The following is a 14346-nucleotide window of genomic DNA, read 5'->3' as shown; positions in this document are numbered from 1 at the left end:
CACCGTGGACCGCGGTCCGCAACACGCGCTCGACCTGCTCGGCAACGGCCGCACGCGCTGCGCCCGCGGGTCCTGCTGCCGCGACCAGACGGGTCTGGAGGTGGTTGCTGAAGGCATCCAGCTTGCTCGGCAGCGGGAGTGCGTCGAGTTGCAGCACGTCGCGTGGGTAGAAGTGGCCGTGCGCCACCTCGCCGCCGGCGCCACCGATCGCCAAGTGGGCAACGCCCGCAAGCGTTGCGGGTGGCGTGTGGAAGAGGTAGCTGGCCGGGCGCAAGCCCTCGGCGAACCGGTGCCAGCGCAGCGCTCGATTGACCATTTCCAGCGGCTGCGGCTTGGCCATCGGTTTGGCAGCGACCGGTTTACCTGGGGTCTTCCGACTCACCACGTGTTCGACTGGCTGCTCCAACAGCTGCACGAGCGACTCAGCGACCTCCAGCTCACCAGGGACCGCGTCGTAGCTGTTGAGCTTCAGATCGACACCCGCGGCCAGGAATGCACCTGCGACGACACGTGAGTCGCGGCCGCCACTCAGGTCGACCGTCGGCCGTCCCGGCCACAGGCTGCCGACCGACCGCGCCACGTCCTGCAGTGCGGCAGCGGTCTCCTCTGCTGTGTCGGCATCGTCTGTCGACCACACGCTGGTCATCTCGATCCGGCTGACGGTCCGCTGCCGACGGTAGCCATCGGCAACGATATGCGTCGCACCGGGAACAGTCAGCACACCGTCGTACGGCGTGCTGTCGTCCATGAACCAACCGCAGGCCGCGGCGAAACTCCAGCCACGCGCCGCTGCCACAGCGGGAACGCCCGCGAAGAGCAGGGCAGCAGCGGGCCGGTTGGTCCAGACCCACCCGTCGGGCAGTCGCAGCTGGAACAGCCGTCCGACACCGATCGAGTCGGTGAACAGGTCCAGGCGTTCGTCACTCGGGTCCAGGACCGCTAGCGTGAACGGTGGCGCCAGCTCTAGGAAGCCGGCCGGAGTACGCCGTACTGCCTTGGCCAACTGCGCCGGGGCGTCACACGGCTTGATGTCGCCGATCACGCGCTGATAGCCGAGCGGGGCGTGCACGCTGGCCACGCGGACGTCACCGTTGTCGTGCCAGGACGGCCAGAGACACGTCCCGTCGTGGCGATCCCACATGTGCAGTCCGACCGTGAGGCCGTCGTACCCCTGGTGTTTGGCCTCGTGCTTCCAGAGATCGCCGTAGTACGCCTCCACGCGGGCACGACCGGCGGCGGCCCGCGCGGCGCTGTCGCGCGCGAACGTGTAGGCGATCAGCGTTTCCATGCAGAGCCTGATGCAGGCTCCGCTGGGAAAGTTATTGCTGCTGGCCCGGGTACTGCGGTGGCTGGTTCTGGGGCTGGCTCTGGGGCTGGTCCTGCGGCTGACGGTATGGCTGCGGCGGCTGGTACGGCTGCTGGCCCGGGTAGCCGCCCCACTGCTGCGTCTGCGGGTACGTGGACTGGTAGCCGCTGCTGCCCTGCGCCAGCCCAGGGGGCATCGGAGTCCTGGCGAGCTTCGACTCCTGCGTCCAGCGCCGGATGCCGACCAGCAACAGCGGTATGCCGAACAGGATGACGGACCCGTCGAACAGCAGGTACGACGAGCCGTACCGCGAGCCCGGGAACTCGAAGAGCTTCATCAGGTCGATCGTCTGCCGCACCGGCAGCAGCATCGCGGCCAGACCGACCGCCGTCAGCAGCAGCCCCGACCCGGTCGTCACACCCGCGCCGATGGCCGGCGCCATCATCAGCAGGCCGAGCACGACCGCGATCACGACCAGCAGTGCGAGCCAGGGCAGCGTCTGGCCCGGGTCGTCGCGGAACAGCTGCAGGCGCCGCGTCAACCGGGTGGTTGCGTAGGACGAGGCACCCACCGCGACGTATGTGGCGATGACGCCGATCACGAGCCCGAGGGCGGGGAGGGGCTTTGTCATGAACCGAGACTAGACCTCCGTACGGTCCACCCTCGGGAACCTCCGAACCGGTCACAAAACTGCCCGCGCGTCGGCGCGGACAACTATGCTGCCTGAGCGCCCAGGTGCGCGGGCTCTCCTGGTGGGCCTGCGTCCTGACACGAGGACGAGGGAGTCGCATGTCTGATCCGAGGACCGAGGTGCAGCACGGGCTGGAGGGTGTGGTCGCGTTCGATACGCAGATCGCCGAGCCGGACAAGGAAGGTTCGGCGCTCCGGTACCGCGGCGTGGACATCGAGGACCTGGTCGGCCGGGTGCCGTTCGAGAACGTCTGGGGCCTGCTCGTCGACGGCGCGTTCACGCCGGGCCTGCCGCCCGCCGAGCCGTTCCCGCTGCCCGTGCACACCGGCGACGTGCGGGTCGACGTACAGTCCGCGCTGGCGATGCTCGCACCCGCCTGGGGTCTGCGGCCGCTGTACGACATCGACGACGTGCAGGCACGTGAGGATCTGTCCCGGGCGGCCGTGATGGCGCTGTCGTACGTCGCGCAGGCGGCGCGCGGGACCGGGCAGCCGATGGTGCCGCAACGCGAGGTGGACAAGGCGACCACGATCACCGAGCGGTTCATGATCCGCTGGCGTGGCGAGCCGGACCCGAAGCACGTGCGGGCGGTCGACGCGTACTGGACGTCCGCGGCCGAGCACGGCATGAACGCGTCGACGTTCACCGCGCGGGTGATCGCATCGACCGGGGCGGATGTCGCCGCGGCGCTGTCCGGCGCGGTCGGTGCGATGTCCGGGCCGCTGCACGGCGGGGCACCGGCGCGGGTGCTGACGATGATCGAGGGCGTCGAGCGCAGCGGTGACGCCCGTTCGTACGTGAAGGGTCTGCTGGACGCGGGCGACCGGCTGATGGGCTTCGGGCACCGTGTCTACCGGGCGGAGGACCCGCGCGCCAGGGTGCTTCGCCGTACGGCGCGTGAACTCGCCGCCCCGCGGTACGAGGTGGCCGAGGCGCTGGAGCAGGCCGCGCTGGCCGAGCTGCGGGAGCGGCGTCCGGACCGGGTTCTGGAGACGAACGTGGAGTTCTGGGCGGCGATCGTCCTGGACTTCGCGGAGGTGCCGCCGCCGATGTTCACGTCGATGTTCACCTGCGCGCGGACCGCCGGCTGGAGCGCCCACGTCCTGGAGCAGAAACGCACGGGCCGCCTGATCCGCCCCTCGGCGATCTACTCCGGCCCGGCATCTCGCCCCGCCGACGCAATCGAGGGCTGGAACCCCAACTGGGCTTAGCGATCCTGGCTGGGGGTCCGGCCGGTTCGTTGTTTGTACTGGCGGCTGAAGTACGGGACGTCGGTGTAGCCGAGAGCGGCGGCCGTTTCGGTGACGGTCATGCCGCTCTCGGTGAGCAGCTGGTGCGCCCGGTCGATCCGCGCCTGGATCAGGTACTGGGCGGGTGACATCCCGAACTGCGCGACGAAACGGCGGGTGAACTGGGCCCTGCTGAGCGACGCGCGGCGCGCCATCTCCGCGACGGTCCAGTCCATGCCCGGGTCCTGCCGGAGCTGCCTGGCGATGTCGTCGACCGCGGTGTCGATGACGCTGCGGCCCGGGTGGTGGACGGCGTCCCAGATCAGCGCGACCAGTTGCTCGAGGCACAGTTCGGCCTGATGCCGGCCGAGGGCGTCACCACGGCGGTACGAGGCGTCGCTGGTCCGCGCGAGGACGCCGAGCAGCTCGCAGTCGAGCACCTCACCCCAGCGCGGATCAGGTGCTGCGGTCGTGGTGGTCTCGAAGTGCATGCCGAAGACCAGAAGCCTTCGGTGCGGGTCGTGAGTGGCTCGTGGGGCATCGCCGGGTTGGAAGACCGCGCAGACGCCGGGGCGTAGTTCCTGGCGGTTCCCGTCGAGTTCGAGGGCGCCCCGACCGTCGACGACGCACCAGAGCAGGTGGTCCCGCAGCGGGCGCGACGTCCAGGACCAGCTGGGTTCGCAGCGCCAGAAGGTCGGGGCGGACATCCGCTCGAGCCGCAGTCGGTGCAACAAAAGTTCAAGTCCTCGCGTGAATCGTCCGTGGTCCCGTGCGGTGCAGCCGCAGGAAAATGGGGTTCAACGGAAGACTAGGACAGATTCGCGGGAGCCGTGCATGAGCGTTTCATCCAAGGTTGTCGACGTACATCAGGAAGAGTTCGACCGCACCGGGTACACGTTGGTGCGGGGGTTGTTCTCCACGGACGAGGCCGAGCGGCTGCGGGACCACTACATGGACGTACGGCGCCGTGGGCCGCAGGCGCACGACTTCGCGGGGCACACGTCGACCGACCGGGACCCCCTCAAGCGGTACCCGCGGATGGCGCAGATGCACCGGTGGGACGACGTGTCGCTGCAGTGGATGATCGACCCACGCATCGATCAGGTGATGACGGCGCTGCTCGGCAGGTCGCCGTACGCCGTGCAGACGATGCTCTACTTCAAGCCGCCGGGCTCCCGCGGGCAGGCGCTGCATCAGGACAACTTCTACCTGAAGGCCGATCCGGGGACCTGTGTCGCGGCGTGGATGGCGCTCGACCGGGTCGACGAGGCGAACGGGTGTCTCGAAGTCGTCCCCGGGTCGCACCGCTGGCCGATCCTGTGCACGGAGAAGGCCGACACCACGGTCAGCTTCACCGACGTCACGGTCCCGCTCCCGTCCACGGGCGCGGCCGTACCCGTGGAGATGGAGCCGGGTGACGTGTTGTTCTTCCACGGCGCACTGGTCCACGGCAGCAACCCGAACATCACGACCGACCGCTTCCGGCGGGCGCTCATCGGCCACTACATCCAGGGCGAGGCGGAGCGGGTCGCGCAGTACTACCACCCGGCGCTGCGGATGGACGGGACCGAGCTCACCCTCGAGGTCGCCGAAGGCGGCGGCGCCTGCGGCGAGTGGACCGAAACCCCCGACGGCCCGGTTGCCCTCCTCACCGGCACCGAACGCACCACCCGTAAGCACGAATAGCCCCTTCGCGCGTCTCCGGGCGCCGGATCCGTACGGCGGGACGCTCGGCGTACGGATCCGGTGCACAAAGTGGACCCCGGGTGGTGGGTCGGGTGGGATGTGCGAAGATGGAGCGCGCTGACAGCGTCGTCGGCCTTCTTGCTGCAGACGACGAAGGGGACCGCTGGTGACCAGCGAAATCAAGATTCCTGAAGAGCTCAAGCCCGCTGACGGCCGCTTCGGGGCCGGGCCGTCCAAGGTCCGTCCGGAAGCCGTCGCCGCCCTGGCGACCGAGGGCGCGAAGCTGCTCGGCACCTCCCACCGGCAGGCGCCGGTGAAGAACCTGGTGAAGCGGGTCCAGGAAGGCGTCGCCGAGCTCTTCCAGCTGCCGGACGGGTACCAGGTGGTGCTCGGCAACGGCGGCTCGACCGCGTTCTGGGACGTCGCGACGTTCGGGCTGATCCGGGAGAAGAGCCAGCACCTGAGCTTCGGTGAGTTCTCCTCGAAGTTCGCGAAGGCCTCGCAGCTGGCACCGCACCTCGGCGATCCGTCGATCGTGAAGGCCGAGCCCGGAAGCCGCCCGGTCGCGGTGGCGGAGGCCGGCGTCGACCTGTACGCGTGGCCCCACAACGAGACCTCCACCGGCGTGATGGCGCCGGTCAAGCGGGTCGAGGGCGCCGACGAGGGTGCGCTGGTCGCGATCGACGCCACCTCGGGCGCGGCCGGTCTGCCGGTCGACCTCAACGAGGCCGACGTCTACTACTTCGCACCGCAGAAGGGCTTCGCCTCCGACGGCGGCCTGTGGATCGCGCTGATGAGCCCGGCCGCTCTCGCGCGGGTCGAGGAGATCGCCGCCTCCGGCCGGTGGATCCCGGCGTTCCTGGACCTGGCGACGGCGGTCGACAACTCCAGCAAGAACCAGACGTACAACACGCCGTCGCTCGCCACCCTCTTCCTGATGGCGGAGCAGACCGACTGGATCAACAGCCAGGGTGGCCTGGAGTGGAGCGTCGCCCGTACGACGGACTCCAGCACCCGCCTGTACACGTGGGCCGAGAAGTCCGAGTACGCCACGCCGTACGTCACCGACCCCGACGCCCGCTCGCTCGTCGTCGGCACCATCGACCTCGACGACTCGATCGACGCCACCGCGGTCGCCAAGACCCTGCGCGCCAACGGCATCGTCGACACCGAGCCCTACCGCAAACTCGGCCGCAACCAGCTCCGCGTAGCCATGTTCCCCGCGGTGAACCCCGACGACGTCGAGAAACTGACCCAGTCCATCGACTACGTGGTCGAGAACCTCAAGTAACCCGTACCACCAACAGCCGCCGACCCCACCCGGGTCGGCGGCTGTCCCTATCCCCACCACACCCCGCACGCGGCATGCAGGCTGGCGGGTTATGTGTGCGATGGCGGGAAGTAGTAGGCCAGCGGTGACATAACCCGCTACTGGTGACCTGCAGGCGGGCTGGCATGAGGCCGCCGCACCGGCGAGAGGCTGTACGCAGGCACACCTTCACGCTCAGGTGGCACTGCCCAGCCATCCGGCACATGCGGGCCGGACCGGCTGGGGTCAGGAGTGTTGGCGGCGGCGCGGGGTGGGTGGGGATTGGCCTGTCAGGCGGGCGTTCTCGGCCTGGCGGTCCAGGCGTTCGCGGCGGCCCGGGGGGAAGGTGATGACGGTGATGATGAGGGCGAAGAGGGCGGCGCCGACGATGATCCAGCGGAGGTTGTGACTCTTGCCGGAGTCGGAGTTGTTGCTGTCGGCGCTGGTTGCAGGCTTGGGGGTGGCGCTGGCCGAGGGGGGCGTGGAGGCGGCCGACTTGGCCGGCACCTGGACCTGGTAGACGCCCGAATTCGCGCCCTCGCTGCCGACCAGGACGGTCCCGTCGGTGGGACCGACGGCGACGGTCTCTCCCTGGCCGAGCGGAGCGGCGCCGCGGGCGATGGCGTTGGGCGTCTCACCCCAGGCCACCGTCGTCACATCGGCATACGTGCGCAGCACCACCCGTTGACCGTCCGGCAGGAACGTCCCGTCGGTGATCACCCCGGACGGCGCCGCCGCGAGCTTGGTCAGGTCATTGGTGCCCTTGCGGGACGGTGCGGGCGGCGCCGCGTAGATCGCGCCGGTACCTTTGAGCGCCTTCGTCACGATATAGAGCTGGCTGGTCCCCGGCTCGATCAGCAGAGTCTCGGCGTCGTGCGCACCGTCCGGGTACTTGAAGTCATACCGGTGGTACGTGACGTTGGACTGGTCCTCGAGCGTTTCCGGCTCCGGGATCGTGTAGATCTCGATCTGGTCCCGGTTCTCCTTGTTGTCGCCGATGTCCGCGACGTAGATCGTGCCGTCCCGGTCCACCCCGAGCGCCTCGACGTCGGTGACCTTCGCACCGAACCGCAGGACTGCTTCCACCTTGCCGTTGGCGTCGAGCGCGAACACCCGCCCGGTGTCGCCGGAGTCGTTCACGGTCCAGTAGGTCCCGGGGTGCTTGACGCTCTTCGCCAGCCCGGACGACTCCTGGATCCGGTCGTCCCGGATCGTGAACAGCTTCTTCGGCGCCGGCGTCGTCGGCCCCGCATCCGAACCCGCCGAACCCGCTGAGCTCGCAGCGGCCGTCGACGCGGGCAGCGCCACACCCGCCAGCGTGCACAGCGTCGCCCCCAGCAGAGCGAGCGCGGTCCGGACCTGTCTCACGACACCACCTCGGCGGCCGGGGTCTGCTCGGCCGGCGGGAGGAGCAGCTGGGCCAGCCGCGGCGTCACCTGCCATTCGGCGACCATCGACCGGTACTCGGCCTGCAGGTCCGCGGTCGGCTTGGCACCGGTCCGGGCAGCGCGGAGCAACAGATTGCGCGGCGTGTGCTGACTGTCCACGAACTGCACGACCTCCACCCGGTAACCGACCTGTCGGAGCACCGCTGCCCGCAGGGAGTCCGTCAGGACGTCGGCGAACCGCTCACGAACGATGCCATATCTCGTCATCAGCGCATAAGGCGCCGGTGGTGTGACGCTCTTCAGCTGCTTTTGGATGTCGTGATGACAACATGGGGCCGCGAGAACCAGTGAAGCCTCCCAGCCGACGGCTCGCGCGAGCGCGTCGTCGGTCGCGGTGTCGCAGGCGTGCAGCGCCAGGACGACGTCCGGCCGGACGTCCAGCTCCGCGCCCTCGATCGTCGCATCCAGGAACCGCAGGTGCTCCTGCCAGCCGAGCGCCTCGACCACCCGCGTGTTCCGCTTCCGCGCCGCCGGGTTGTGGTCGATACCGGTCATCCGGACGTCGTGACCGGCCGCGGTGAGCAGGTGGTACGCCGCGAGCGTGAGGTAGGCGTTCCCGCAGCCGAGGTCGACCACCTGCAGCGGCCGTCCGGCCGCGATCCGCCCGGCCGAAACCGCGTCGTCGAGGGCCGGCGCGAGCAGCTTGCAGAACTCCTCGATCTGCTTGTACTTCGCCTGCCGGGACGGCTTCACCCGGCCCTGGTGGTCGCTGATCCCGAGCTCGATCAGGAACGGCGCCGCCGGATCGAGCACCCGGCGTTTCACCCGGTCGTGACCGGTCTCCTGCTCCCGGTGGTCCTCCTGCCGATGCAGCAGCTCCTTGCCCTTCTTGGTGTACCGCAGCCGCAGCGTCTGGCTCGTCGTCTCGACGTGCCACGACCCGTACGGCAGGTCGAGAAGCTCGTCGACCGCCTTCTCCAGGTCCGCGCCCGCCACGTTCCGCGTATGCGCCTGGCGCTCGTCGAACTCGGTGATCTGCAGGTGCCGCTGACCCTTCAGATCGACGTACCGCAGCTCGACCCGGAGGTACGACGGCGGCTCCAGGCCGCGGCGCCGGCCCGAGGCCAGACCGCGCACCAAACCACTCTGATCGAGCAGGGCAGCACGGACCACCGCCCGCGCTCCGGACTCCTCCGGCAGCGCCGACTCGTCCGACCGCACCTCTGGCTGCACCGCGCCATTGTCCCCGACCCGTCGGGTCGATCACAAAAGGGTCTCGTCCACCCACCGTCGCAACCGAGGAACTCGCCGCAGTCACCCCCCGCCGGCTCATGGGAGTTGCTGATCGTCGGCGAGCAGCCCCAGCCCTCTGAGGCGGGTGATGATGCCGCCTTCCTGGCGGCCCAGGGCCTCGACAAGTTGCTCCAGGGTCGCGCTGTTGTTGTACATCTCGATCAGGGTCTGCTCGTCCTCGGGACTCCACTGGCGGAACGCGTTCGGGTGGGTCTTCCGGGCGCGCTTGATCTTGTGGGTCATCGAGCGCGGGTTCATCGGCTCGAGTGACCGGATCCGGGCCTGCCGGTGGCGGCCGACCTCCTCGCCCTCCCGCCAGAACACCACTGCCCCGTCGTCGAATGTCATCAGGTCGGCCGGCACGTCGCAGTAGTCGGCGTCCTCGAGCATCACGCGCATCATCGCTGGTTCTCTCCGTCTCCTCGGTGGATGCGTGGTCGACAGAGAAGATGCCGCGATCCCGTCGCCTCTCGACGCGCCGATTCGCGACCTGTGGACAACCGAATCGCACATCTTCTTTGCAAAATAGCTTTGCAAAGACTCTTTGCAGTCCTATGCTCGGAATCATGAGTGACGAGAACCAGAGCGCGGAGCCCGCGCGAACAGTCCGGCTGGACCGCCACCTCGTGCGCGCGCTGGCGCACCCCATGCGGAACCGGATCCTCGGCCTCCTCCGGGTCTACGGCCCGCAGACCGCCACAACCCTGGCCGGACGGCTGGGCGTGAACACCGGCGCGACCAGCTACCACCTCCGCCAACTCGCGGACGCCGGCCTGGTGATCGAGGACGACAACCGCGGCAACGCCCGCGACCGCTGGTGGAAGTCGGCCCACCAGGGCACCGAGTTCAACGCGTCCGAACTGCTGGATCAGGAGCCCGAGCTGGCTCTGGGCTTCCTGCACGGTGTCGGCCAGACCTACGCCGAGAACATCTTCGGCTTCATCGACGCGATGCAGACGATGCCCGACGACTGGCGCGACGCCAGCATGCTCTCGGACTACTTCTTCCACCTCCGGGCCGACCAGCTGGAGGCGATGATGCGCGAGGTCATGGCGGTCCTGGAGAAGTACAAGACGCCGGACCTGACCGCTCCGCTCCCGGAAGGCGCCGAGCAGGTCACCGTCCAGATCCAGGCGTTCCCGCGCGAGACGCGCTAGCGGCACAGGGGTGAGGCGAACAATGGGCGACAAGGGCAATCGGGCGCCGTTGGCGGCGTTCCTGGTGGCGAACGTGGTGTCGATCTGCGGGACCCGGGTCAGCGCGATCGCGATCCCGTGGTTCGTCCTGATCACTACCGGCTCCCCGGTCAAGACCGGCCTGGTGGCGCTGGCAGAGATGGCACCGCTGGTCGTGGTGAAGGCAATCGGCGGCCCGCTGATCGACAAGGTCGGTGCACGCCGGATCAGCGTCGTGGCAGACACCACCAGTACGGCGGTGGTCGCACTGATCCCCCTCCTGCACGAGCTAGGCCTCCTGCACTACCCGACCCTGCTGGTGCTGGTCGCGATCGCCGGCGCTCTCCGTGGACCAGGAGACGCCGCCAAGGCGACTCTGATCCCGGACATCGCCCGGGTGGCCAGGGTCCCCCTGGAGCGGGTGACAGGCCTGGAGAGTACGACGGAACGCCTGGCGGGCTTCTTCGCGTTCGCTCTCGCCGGCGGCCTCATCACCCTGGTCGGAGCAGTCAACGCCCTCTGGATCGACGCGGTCTCGTTCGGCATCTGCGCCGTACTGATCGCCCGCTGGATTCCCAAGCACACGACGCCCGCGCCAAAGGAGGAGGAGAACTACGGCCGCCGGCTGCTCGAGGGCTGGACCTTCCTGCGTACCGACAAGCTCCTGCTGCCGCTGGTCGTCATGATCGCGGTGACCAACCTGCTCGACGCCGCGACCGGCACGGTATTACTGCCCGTCTGGATCAAGGACCACGGCTACGGCCCCGGCCACACCAGCCTGATCCTCACGTCGTTCGGAGTGACTGCGACGCTGTTCGCCTTACTGGCCTCGGCCATCGGCGACCGCATCCCGCGCAAGCTCGTCTTCACGGTCGCGTTCCTGATCGCCGGAGCACCGCGCTTCGTCGCGATGGCCACCGATGCGCCGATCTGGACCCTGATGGCGGTGTACGCCGTCGGCGGCATCGGAGCCGGCTTCATCAATCCTGTGCTCGGTGCGATCCAGCTCGAACGGATCCCCAGCCACCTGCGCGGACGGGTCAACTCACTGTCCAACGCTGTCTGCTGGACCGGCGTACCCCTGGGTGGTCTCGTGGCCGGTGGGGCCGTCGCCGCCATCGGTCTGGCACCTGCACTGCTCGCAGGTGGCGCGGTCTATCTGATCGCGACCATGTCACCGGTACTGATCGGCCGACACGAGCAATGGAGAGCTACCCAGCCAGCTACACAGGGTCCGACGGATCCTCCGGAAACGGCGGCAGATCCAGATCGGGTGGCAGTCGGAACGTCTTAGCCTTCGTGGCGTTGTCCAGCTCGCGCCGCATCCGCTCTCGCTCCGCTCGCAGCAGACCGAGCATCACCAGGTCCAGCAACATCCCACCGGCAGCCGCGAACTGGGTCGCGGCGAACTGGAAGACCTGTGTCATCAGCAGCGACACCAGCACCGCCAGCTCGAACAGCCGGACCGCCCTGGCCCGATTGCGCCTCCGCAACGCCAAGGCGCCACGCACCGTGAACGTTGCCGACAGCAGGCTCCCTGCCGTCACACCGAGCACCGGAAGGCGGTTGAGGCCCTCACCCAGGACAGCGGCGATGACAAGAGCAGCCACGAACTGGACCGCCAGCGCGGCGACAGCGATCGGCGGCGCCATCGGGTGGGTGGCGAGCCGCTCGAACCCGCGTTGCAGCGCCCGCCAGGCCGCGTCCACCGGAGCGGCCAGCTCGACCTCGTCCGGCGGACACGCGGCCAACAGCTCGGCAGTCTCCCGACGGCCCTCGATCTGCGGGGGTACGGCGCGCAGCAGCTCGGCTGCCTCGGCACGGCGCCGCCGGGACAGGCCGCCCGCGACCCCTTCGACCGAGTGGTCGATGACGTTCGCCAGCTCCTCCCGCGGGTCGATCGGCCGCCGCGTGGTCAGGAAGCGGAACCCGAGCACGATCAGCACGAAGACGACGTACACGATCGCGGCTGTCGGCTTGTAGAAGTAGTTGTTGTCCGAGGTGACGAACTTCCCCACCTCGTCGATGAACAGCCCGAACCCGATCCCGCCGACCGTCGCCGCGGCCGGCCGCACCACGGGACCGACGTACCCGAGGAGCAGGGAGATCGCCACCAGCATCAGCAGCCCGCCCGGCAGCACGTGGGCGATGTGCAGACCCTTGCCGCCGATCTGCGGGTACCCGCTCAGGCTGAGGATCAGCCGGGTGATCAGCACCGTCGCGACACCGGACACCACGAACGTGGTCAGGTGCTCCCCCGAACGCACGTTCCGGACCAGCCCCGCCCGCATGAGGTACGACGAACGTTCACCAGCCGCCGTCATGAGTCACAGTCCCATGACCCGCCGCGACGGAGTCGCAGCATGTGCACAGTCATGGGGCCACACGTTAGCGTCAGCGGACCAGTGCCGCGACCACGACGATGGCGACCAGGGCGGCCAGTACGAGCGAGGTCACCAGTCGGCGCGTGCGGGGGTCCACGAGGTCAGGGTATGGGGAAGTTCCCGCCCAGCGTCCCGTGGGGGTCGGTGCGGACGGGTGGTTCAGCGGAGGCTGACCAGCGGCTCCGGGCGGTGGACGCCGCGGGGGTGGTAGCCGAGGGCGTCGGACAGGCCGAGGTAGTCGGACAGGAGCCAGATGATGGCCAGCCACATCTCGGTACCTTGCAGGCCCGGGATCGCGCGGTCGTCGGTGCCGTCCGGGGCGAAGGCGAAGCCGGCGCCGTCGACCCAGCGGGTGAGGATCGCACGCAGCTGCGCCTCGGCCCAGCGACGGCCCTCCTGCTCGCCGTACGTCGTCTGCTTGCGCGCCAGCCACAGCGGGTGGATGACGTCGAGCACGTTGCACGCGTTGTAGTTGTCGCCGGTGAACATCCGCCGGTCGTTGCTGTGGGCAAGAACCGTGGCGACGGCCTGCTCGGGGTACGGCAGCGGGAGCCCGAACTGGGCGTAGGTGCCGCGAGTGAGGCGGTAGAAACCGTTCACGACCTGCAGCAGTCCGTCGTCGGGATGCGGCGAGCCCCAGGTCCCGGACGCCGGATCGGCCCGCGTGAGCAGCCATCCCATCAGCGATTCGAGCGCGCCGGATTCCTGGTGATCGTGGAGGTTCCGGGCCAGCGCCGTACCGAGTGCGTCGATGCCGGAGCCGGCCGACCAGGCCCTTCTTGCCCAGGGCAAGTTGTCGAGATCGTCGAGGGTGAAGTCGGTGGTGATCGGGTGTTCGAAGCTGCTTCCGAGGACCTGTAGGGCGTAGCCTACGCACAGGACGTGGTAGCTCGCGGGCCCTTCCAGGACTGAGAGTTCGGCGTCCGACGGCTTGCCGAGACCGTCGTCGGACAGGTCTCCGGGTGATACCAGTCCGGTGGCCGGATCCTGGCGTGCGCGGAGCCGCCGGACGAGGTCGTCACGGGTGTGGCCGGCCGGCGTCCGACGTACCAGCAGGTCCGCGATCTCGATCGCGTCGCACCAGGGGCGGATCTCCGGTTCACGGTCGATCCCGGGACGGTCGACGAAGCGGGCGCCGTCCCAGCAGCGCGCGAGTACGTCGTCGGTCTGCTCGCGAGCCTTCGCGGCAAAGTCCTTGAGCACGGCGGGTAGATCACCTGACATGGATGCTCCTGTCCGCGAGCGGAGGATGCGGGCGGGGTTGCCGGCCGCGACCGAGTTGGCCGGGATGTCCTTGGTGACGACGGCGCCGGCGCCGATGATGGTGTGCGGTCCGACGGTGACGCCGTCCAGGATCGTCACGTTGGAGCCGATCCAGACGTCGTCGCCGATCGTGATGCCGACGGCGGTGTGCGGCTGCTTGAAGATCGGCTCGCCGGGCGCCGTGCCGTGGTTGAACGCGAGCAGCGAGGTGTGCGCGCCGATCCGGACGCCGTCGCCGATCGTCACCACACCGCGCACCGCGGCGAACGGATTGATCGTCGAGTCGGCACCGAGCGCGATCCGGCCGGTCACGTAGGCGTGCGCGGCGATGTACGACCGGTCCCCCATCCGCAGCTCGTCGCAGTACACCGCGGCCGACTCCGCGACGTACACGTCCGGGGCGAGCTCGAGCGACCCGCCGAGCCGCGCCTGGCGTTCGGCCTGCCGGTCACGCTCTGCCTCGGAGGCCTTCCGGGCGTACTCCCAGGGCAGGAAATCCAGTCGCAACGGCTCGTTCGGCACCATGGGAAAACGCTATCCAATTCCCGGGATGCAAACCAGCCCCGAAAGGCCGCTGCTAACCTCCCGTCTGACATGAACACTTTTCCGTCTGTGCGAGGGG

At 69.1% G+C, this 14346-nt stretch carries 13 protein-coding genes; 5 read left to right on the top strand and 8 right to left on the bottom strand.

Features of this window, described 5'->3' with window-relative positions:
- A partial coding sequence (locus EV647_RS42220; RefSeq protein ID WP_202876358.1) for a hypothetical protein occupies positions 1-1288 on the bottom strand: 1288 nt, incomplete at its 3' end.
- 31 nt (positions 1289-1319) lie between these two features.
- A complete protein-coding gene (locus EV647_RS42215) occupies positions 1320-1937 on the bottom strand; it encodes a hypothetical protein (RefSeq protein WP_166680463.1) in 618 nt (205 codons plus the stop codon).
- A gap of 158 nt (positions 1938-2095) precedes the next feature.
- Here EV647_RS42215 and EV647_RS30490 point away from each other — a divergent pair, with 158 nt between their 5' ends.
- Positions 2096-3208 (top strand): citrate synthase 2, encoded by a 1113-nt coding sequence (locus EV647_RS30490; RefSeq protein WP_133782496.1) that lies wholly within the window; start codon positions 2096-2098, stop codon positions 3206-3208.
- Here the strand turns inward: EV647_RS30490 and EV647_RS30485 are convergent.
- A complete protein-coding gene (locus EV647_RS30485) occupies positions 3205-3933 on the bottom strand; it encodes an AraC family transcriptional regulator (protein WP_134009010.1) in 729 nt (242 codons plus the stop codon). The genes EV647_RS30490 and EV647_RS30485 overlap by 4 nt on opposite strands.
- A gap of 127 nt (positions 3934-4060) precedes the next feature.
- Between EV647_RS30485 and EV647_RS30480 the strand changes: the two genes are divergently transcribed.
- Entirely contained in the window at positions 4061-4912 is an 852-nt protein-coding gene (locus tag EV647_RS30480) for a phytanoyl-CoA dioxygenase family protein (RefSeq protein ID WP_134009008.1), read from the top strand.
- 166 nt (positions 4913-5078) lie between these two features.
- On the top strand, positions 5079-6203 hold the full coding sequence (gene serC, locus EV647_RS30475) for a phosphoserine transaminase (RefSeq protein ID WP_134009006.1): 1125 nt from the start codon (positions 5079-5081) through the stop codon (positions 6201-6203).
- A gap of 264 nt (positions 6204-6467) precedes the next feature.
- On the opposite strand, the gene EV647_RS30470 is transcribed toward serC, so the two are convergent.
- From EV647_RS30470 to EV647_RS30460, 3 genes are all read right to left on the bottom strand, one after another.
- Positions 6468-7589 (bottom strand): hypothetical protein, encoded by a 1122-nt coding sequence (locus EV647_RS30470; protein ID WP_134009004.1) that lies wholly within the window; start codon positions 7587-7589, stop codon positions 6468-6470.
- A complete protein-coding gene (locus EV647_RS30465) occupies positions 7586-8842 on the bottom strand; it encodes an SAM-dependent methyltransferase (protein WP_238177464.1) in 1257 nt (418 codons plus the stop codon). The genes EV647_RS30470 and EV647_RS30465 overlap by 4 nt, the downstream gene beginning before the upstream one ends.
- Before the next feature lie 96 nt (positions 8843-8938).
- Positions 8939-9304 (bottom strand): hypothetical protein, encoded by a 366-nt coding sequence (locus EV647_RS30460; RefSeq protein ID WP_134009002.1) that lies wholly within the window; start codon positions 9302-9304, stop codon positions 8939-8941.
- Between the two features lie 164 nt (positions 9305-9468).
- Here EV647_RS30460 and EV647_RS30455 point away from each other — a divergent pair, with 164 nt between their 5' ends.
- Positions 9469-10059, top strand: a complete 591-nt coding sequence (locus EV647_RS30455; RefSeq protein WP_202876357.1) for a helix-turn-helix transcriptional regulator — start codon at positions 9469-9471, stop codon at positions 10057-10059.
- A gap of 10 nt (positions 10060-10069) precedes the next feature.
- Positions 10070-11371, top strand: coding sequence for an MFS transporter (locus EV647_RS30450; RefSeq protein WP_238177463.1), 1302 nt, complete (start codon positions 10070-10072; stop codon positions 11369-11371).
- Here the strand turns inward: EV647_RS30450 and EV647_RS30445 are convergent.
- Both EV647_RS30445 and EV647_RS30440 read right to left on the bottom strand, forming a co-directional pair.
- The gene (locus EV647_RS30445; protein WP_238177462.1) at positions 11301-12401 is read right to left on the bottom strand and encodes a hypothetical protein; all 1101 of its coding nucleotides are present in this window, start codon (positions 12399-12401) and stop codon (positions 11301-11303) included. The two genes, EV647_RS30450 and EV647_RS30445, sit on opposite strands and share 71 nt — an antisense overlap.
- A 219-nt stretch (positions 12402-12620) precedes the next feature.
- Positions 12621-14249 (bottom strand): acyltransferase, encoded by a 1629-nt coding sequence (locus EV647_RS30440; RefSeq protein WP_134008998.1) that lies wholly within the window; start codon positions 14247-14249, stop codon positions 12621-12623.
- Positions 14250-14346 lie beyond the last annotated feature (97 nt).

Origin of the sequence: Kribbella sp. VKM Ac-2566 (assembly GCF_004366005.1) — a bacterium.
Classification (GTDB): Bacteria; Actinomycetota; Actinomycetes; order Propionibacteriales; family Kribbellaceae; genus Kribbella; species Kribbella pratensis.
The sequence above is the reverse complement of the archived record's forward strand: the minus strand, read 5'-3'. Positions and strand labels throughout refer to the sequence as shown.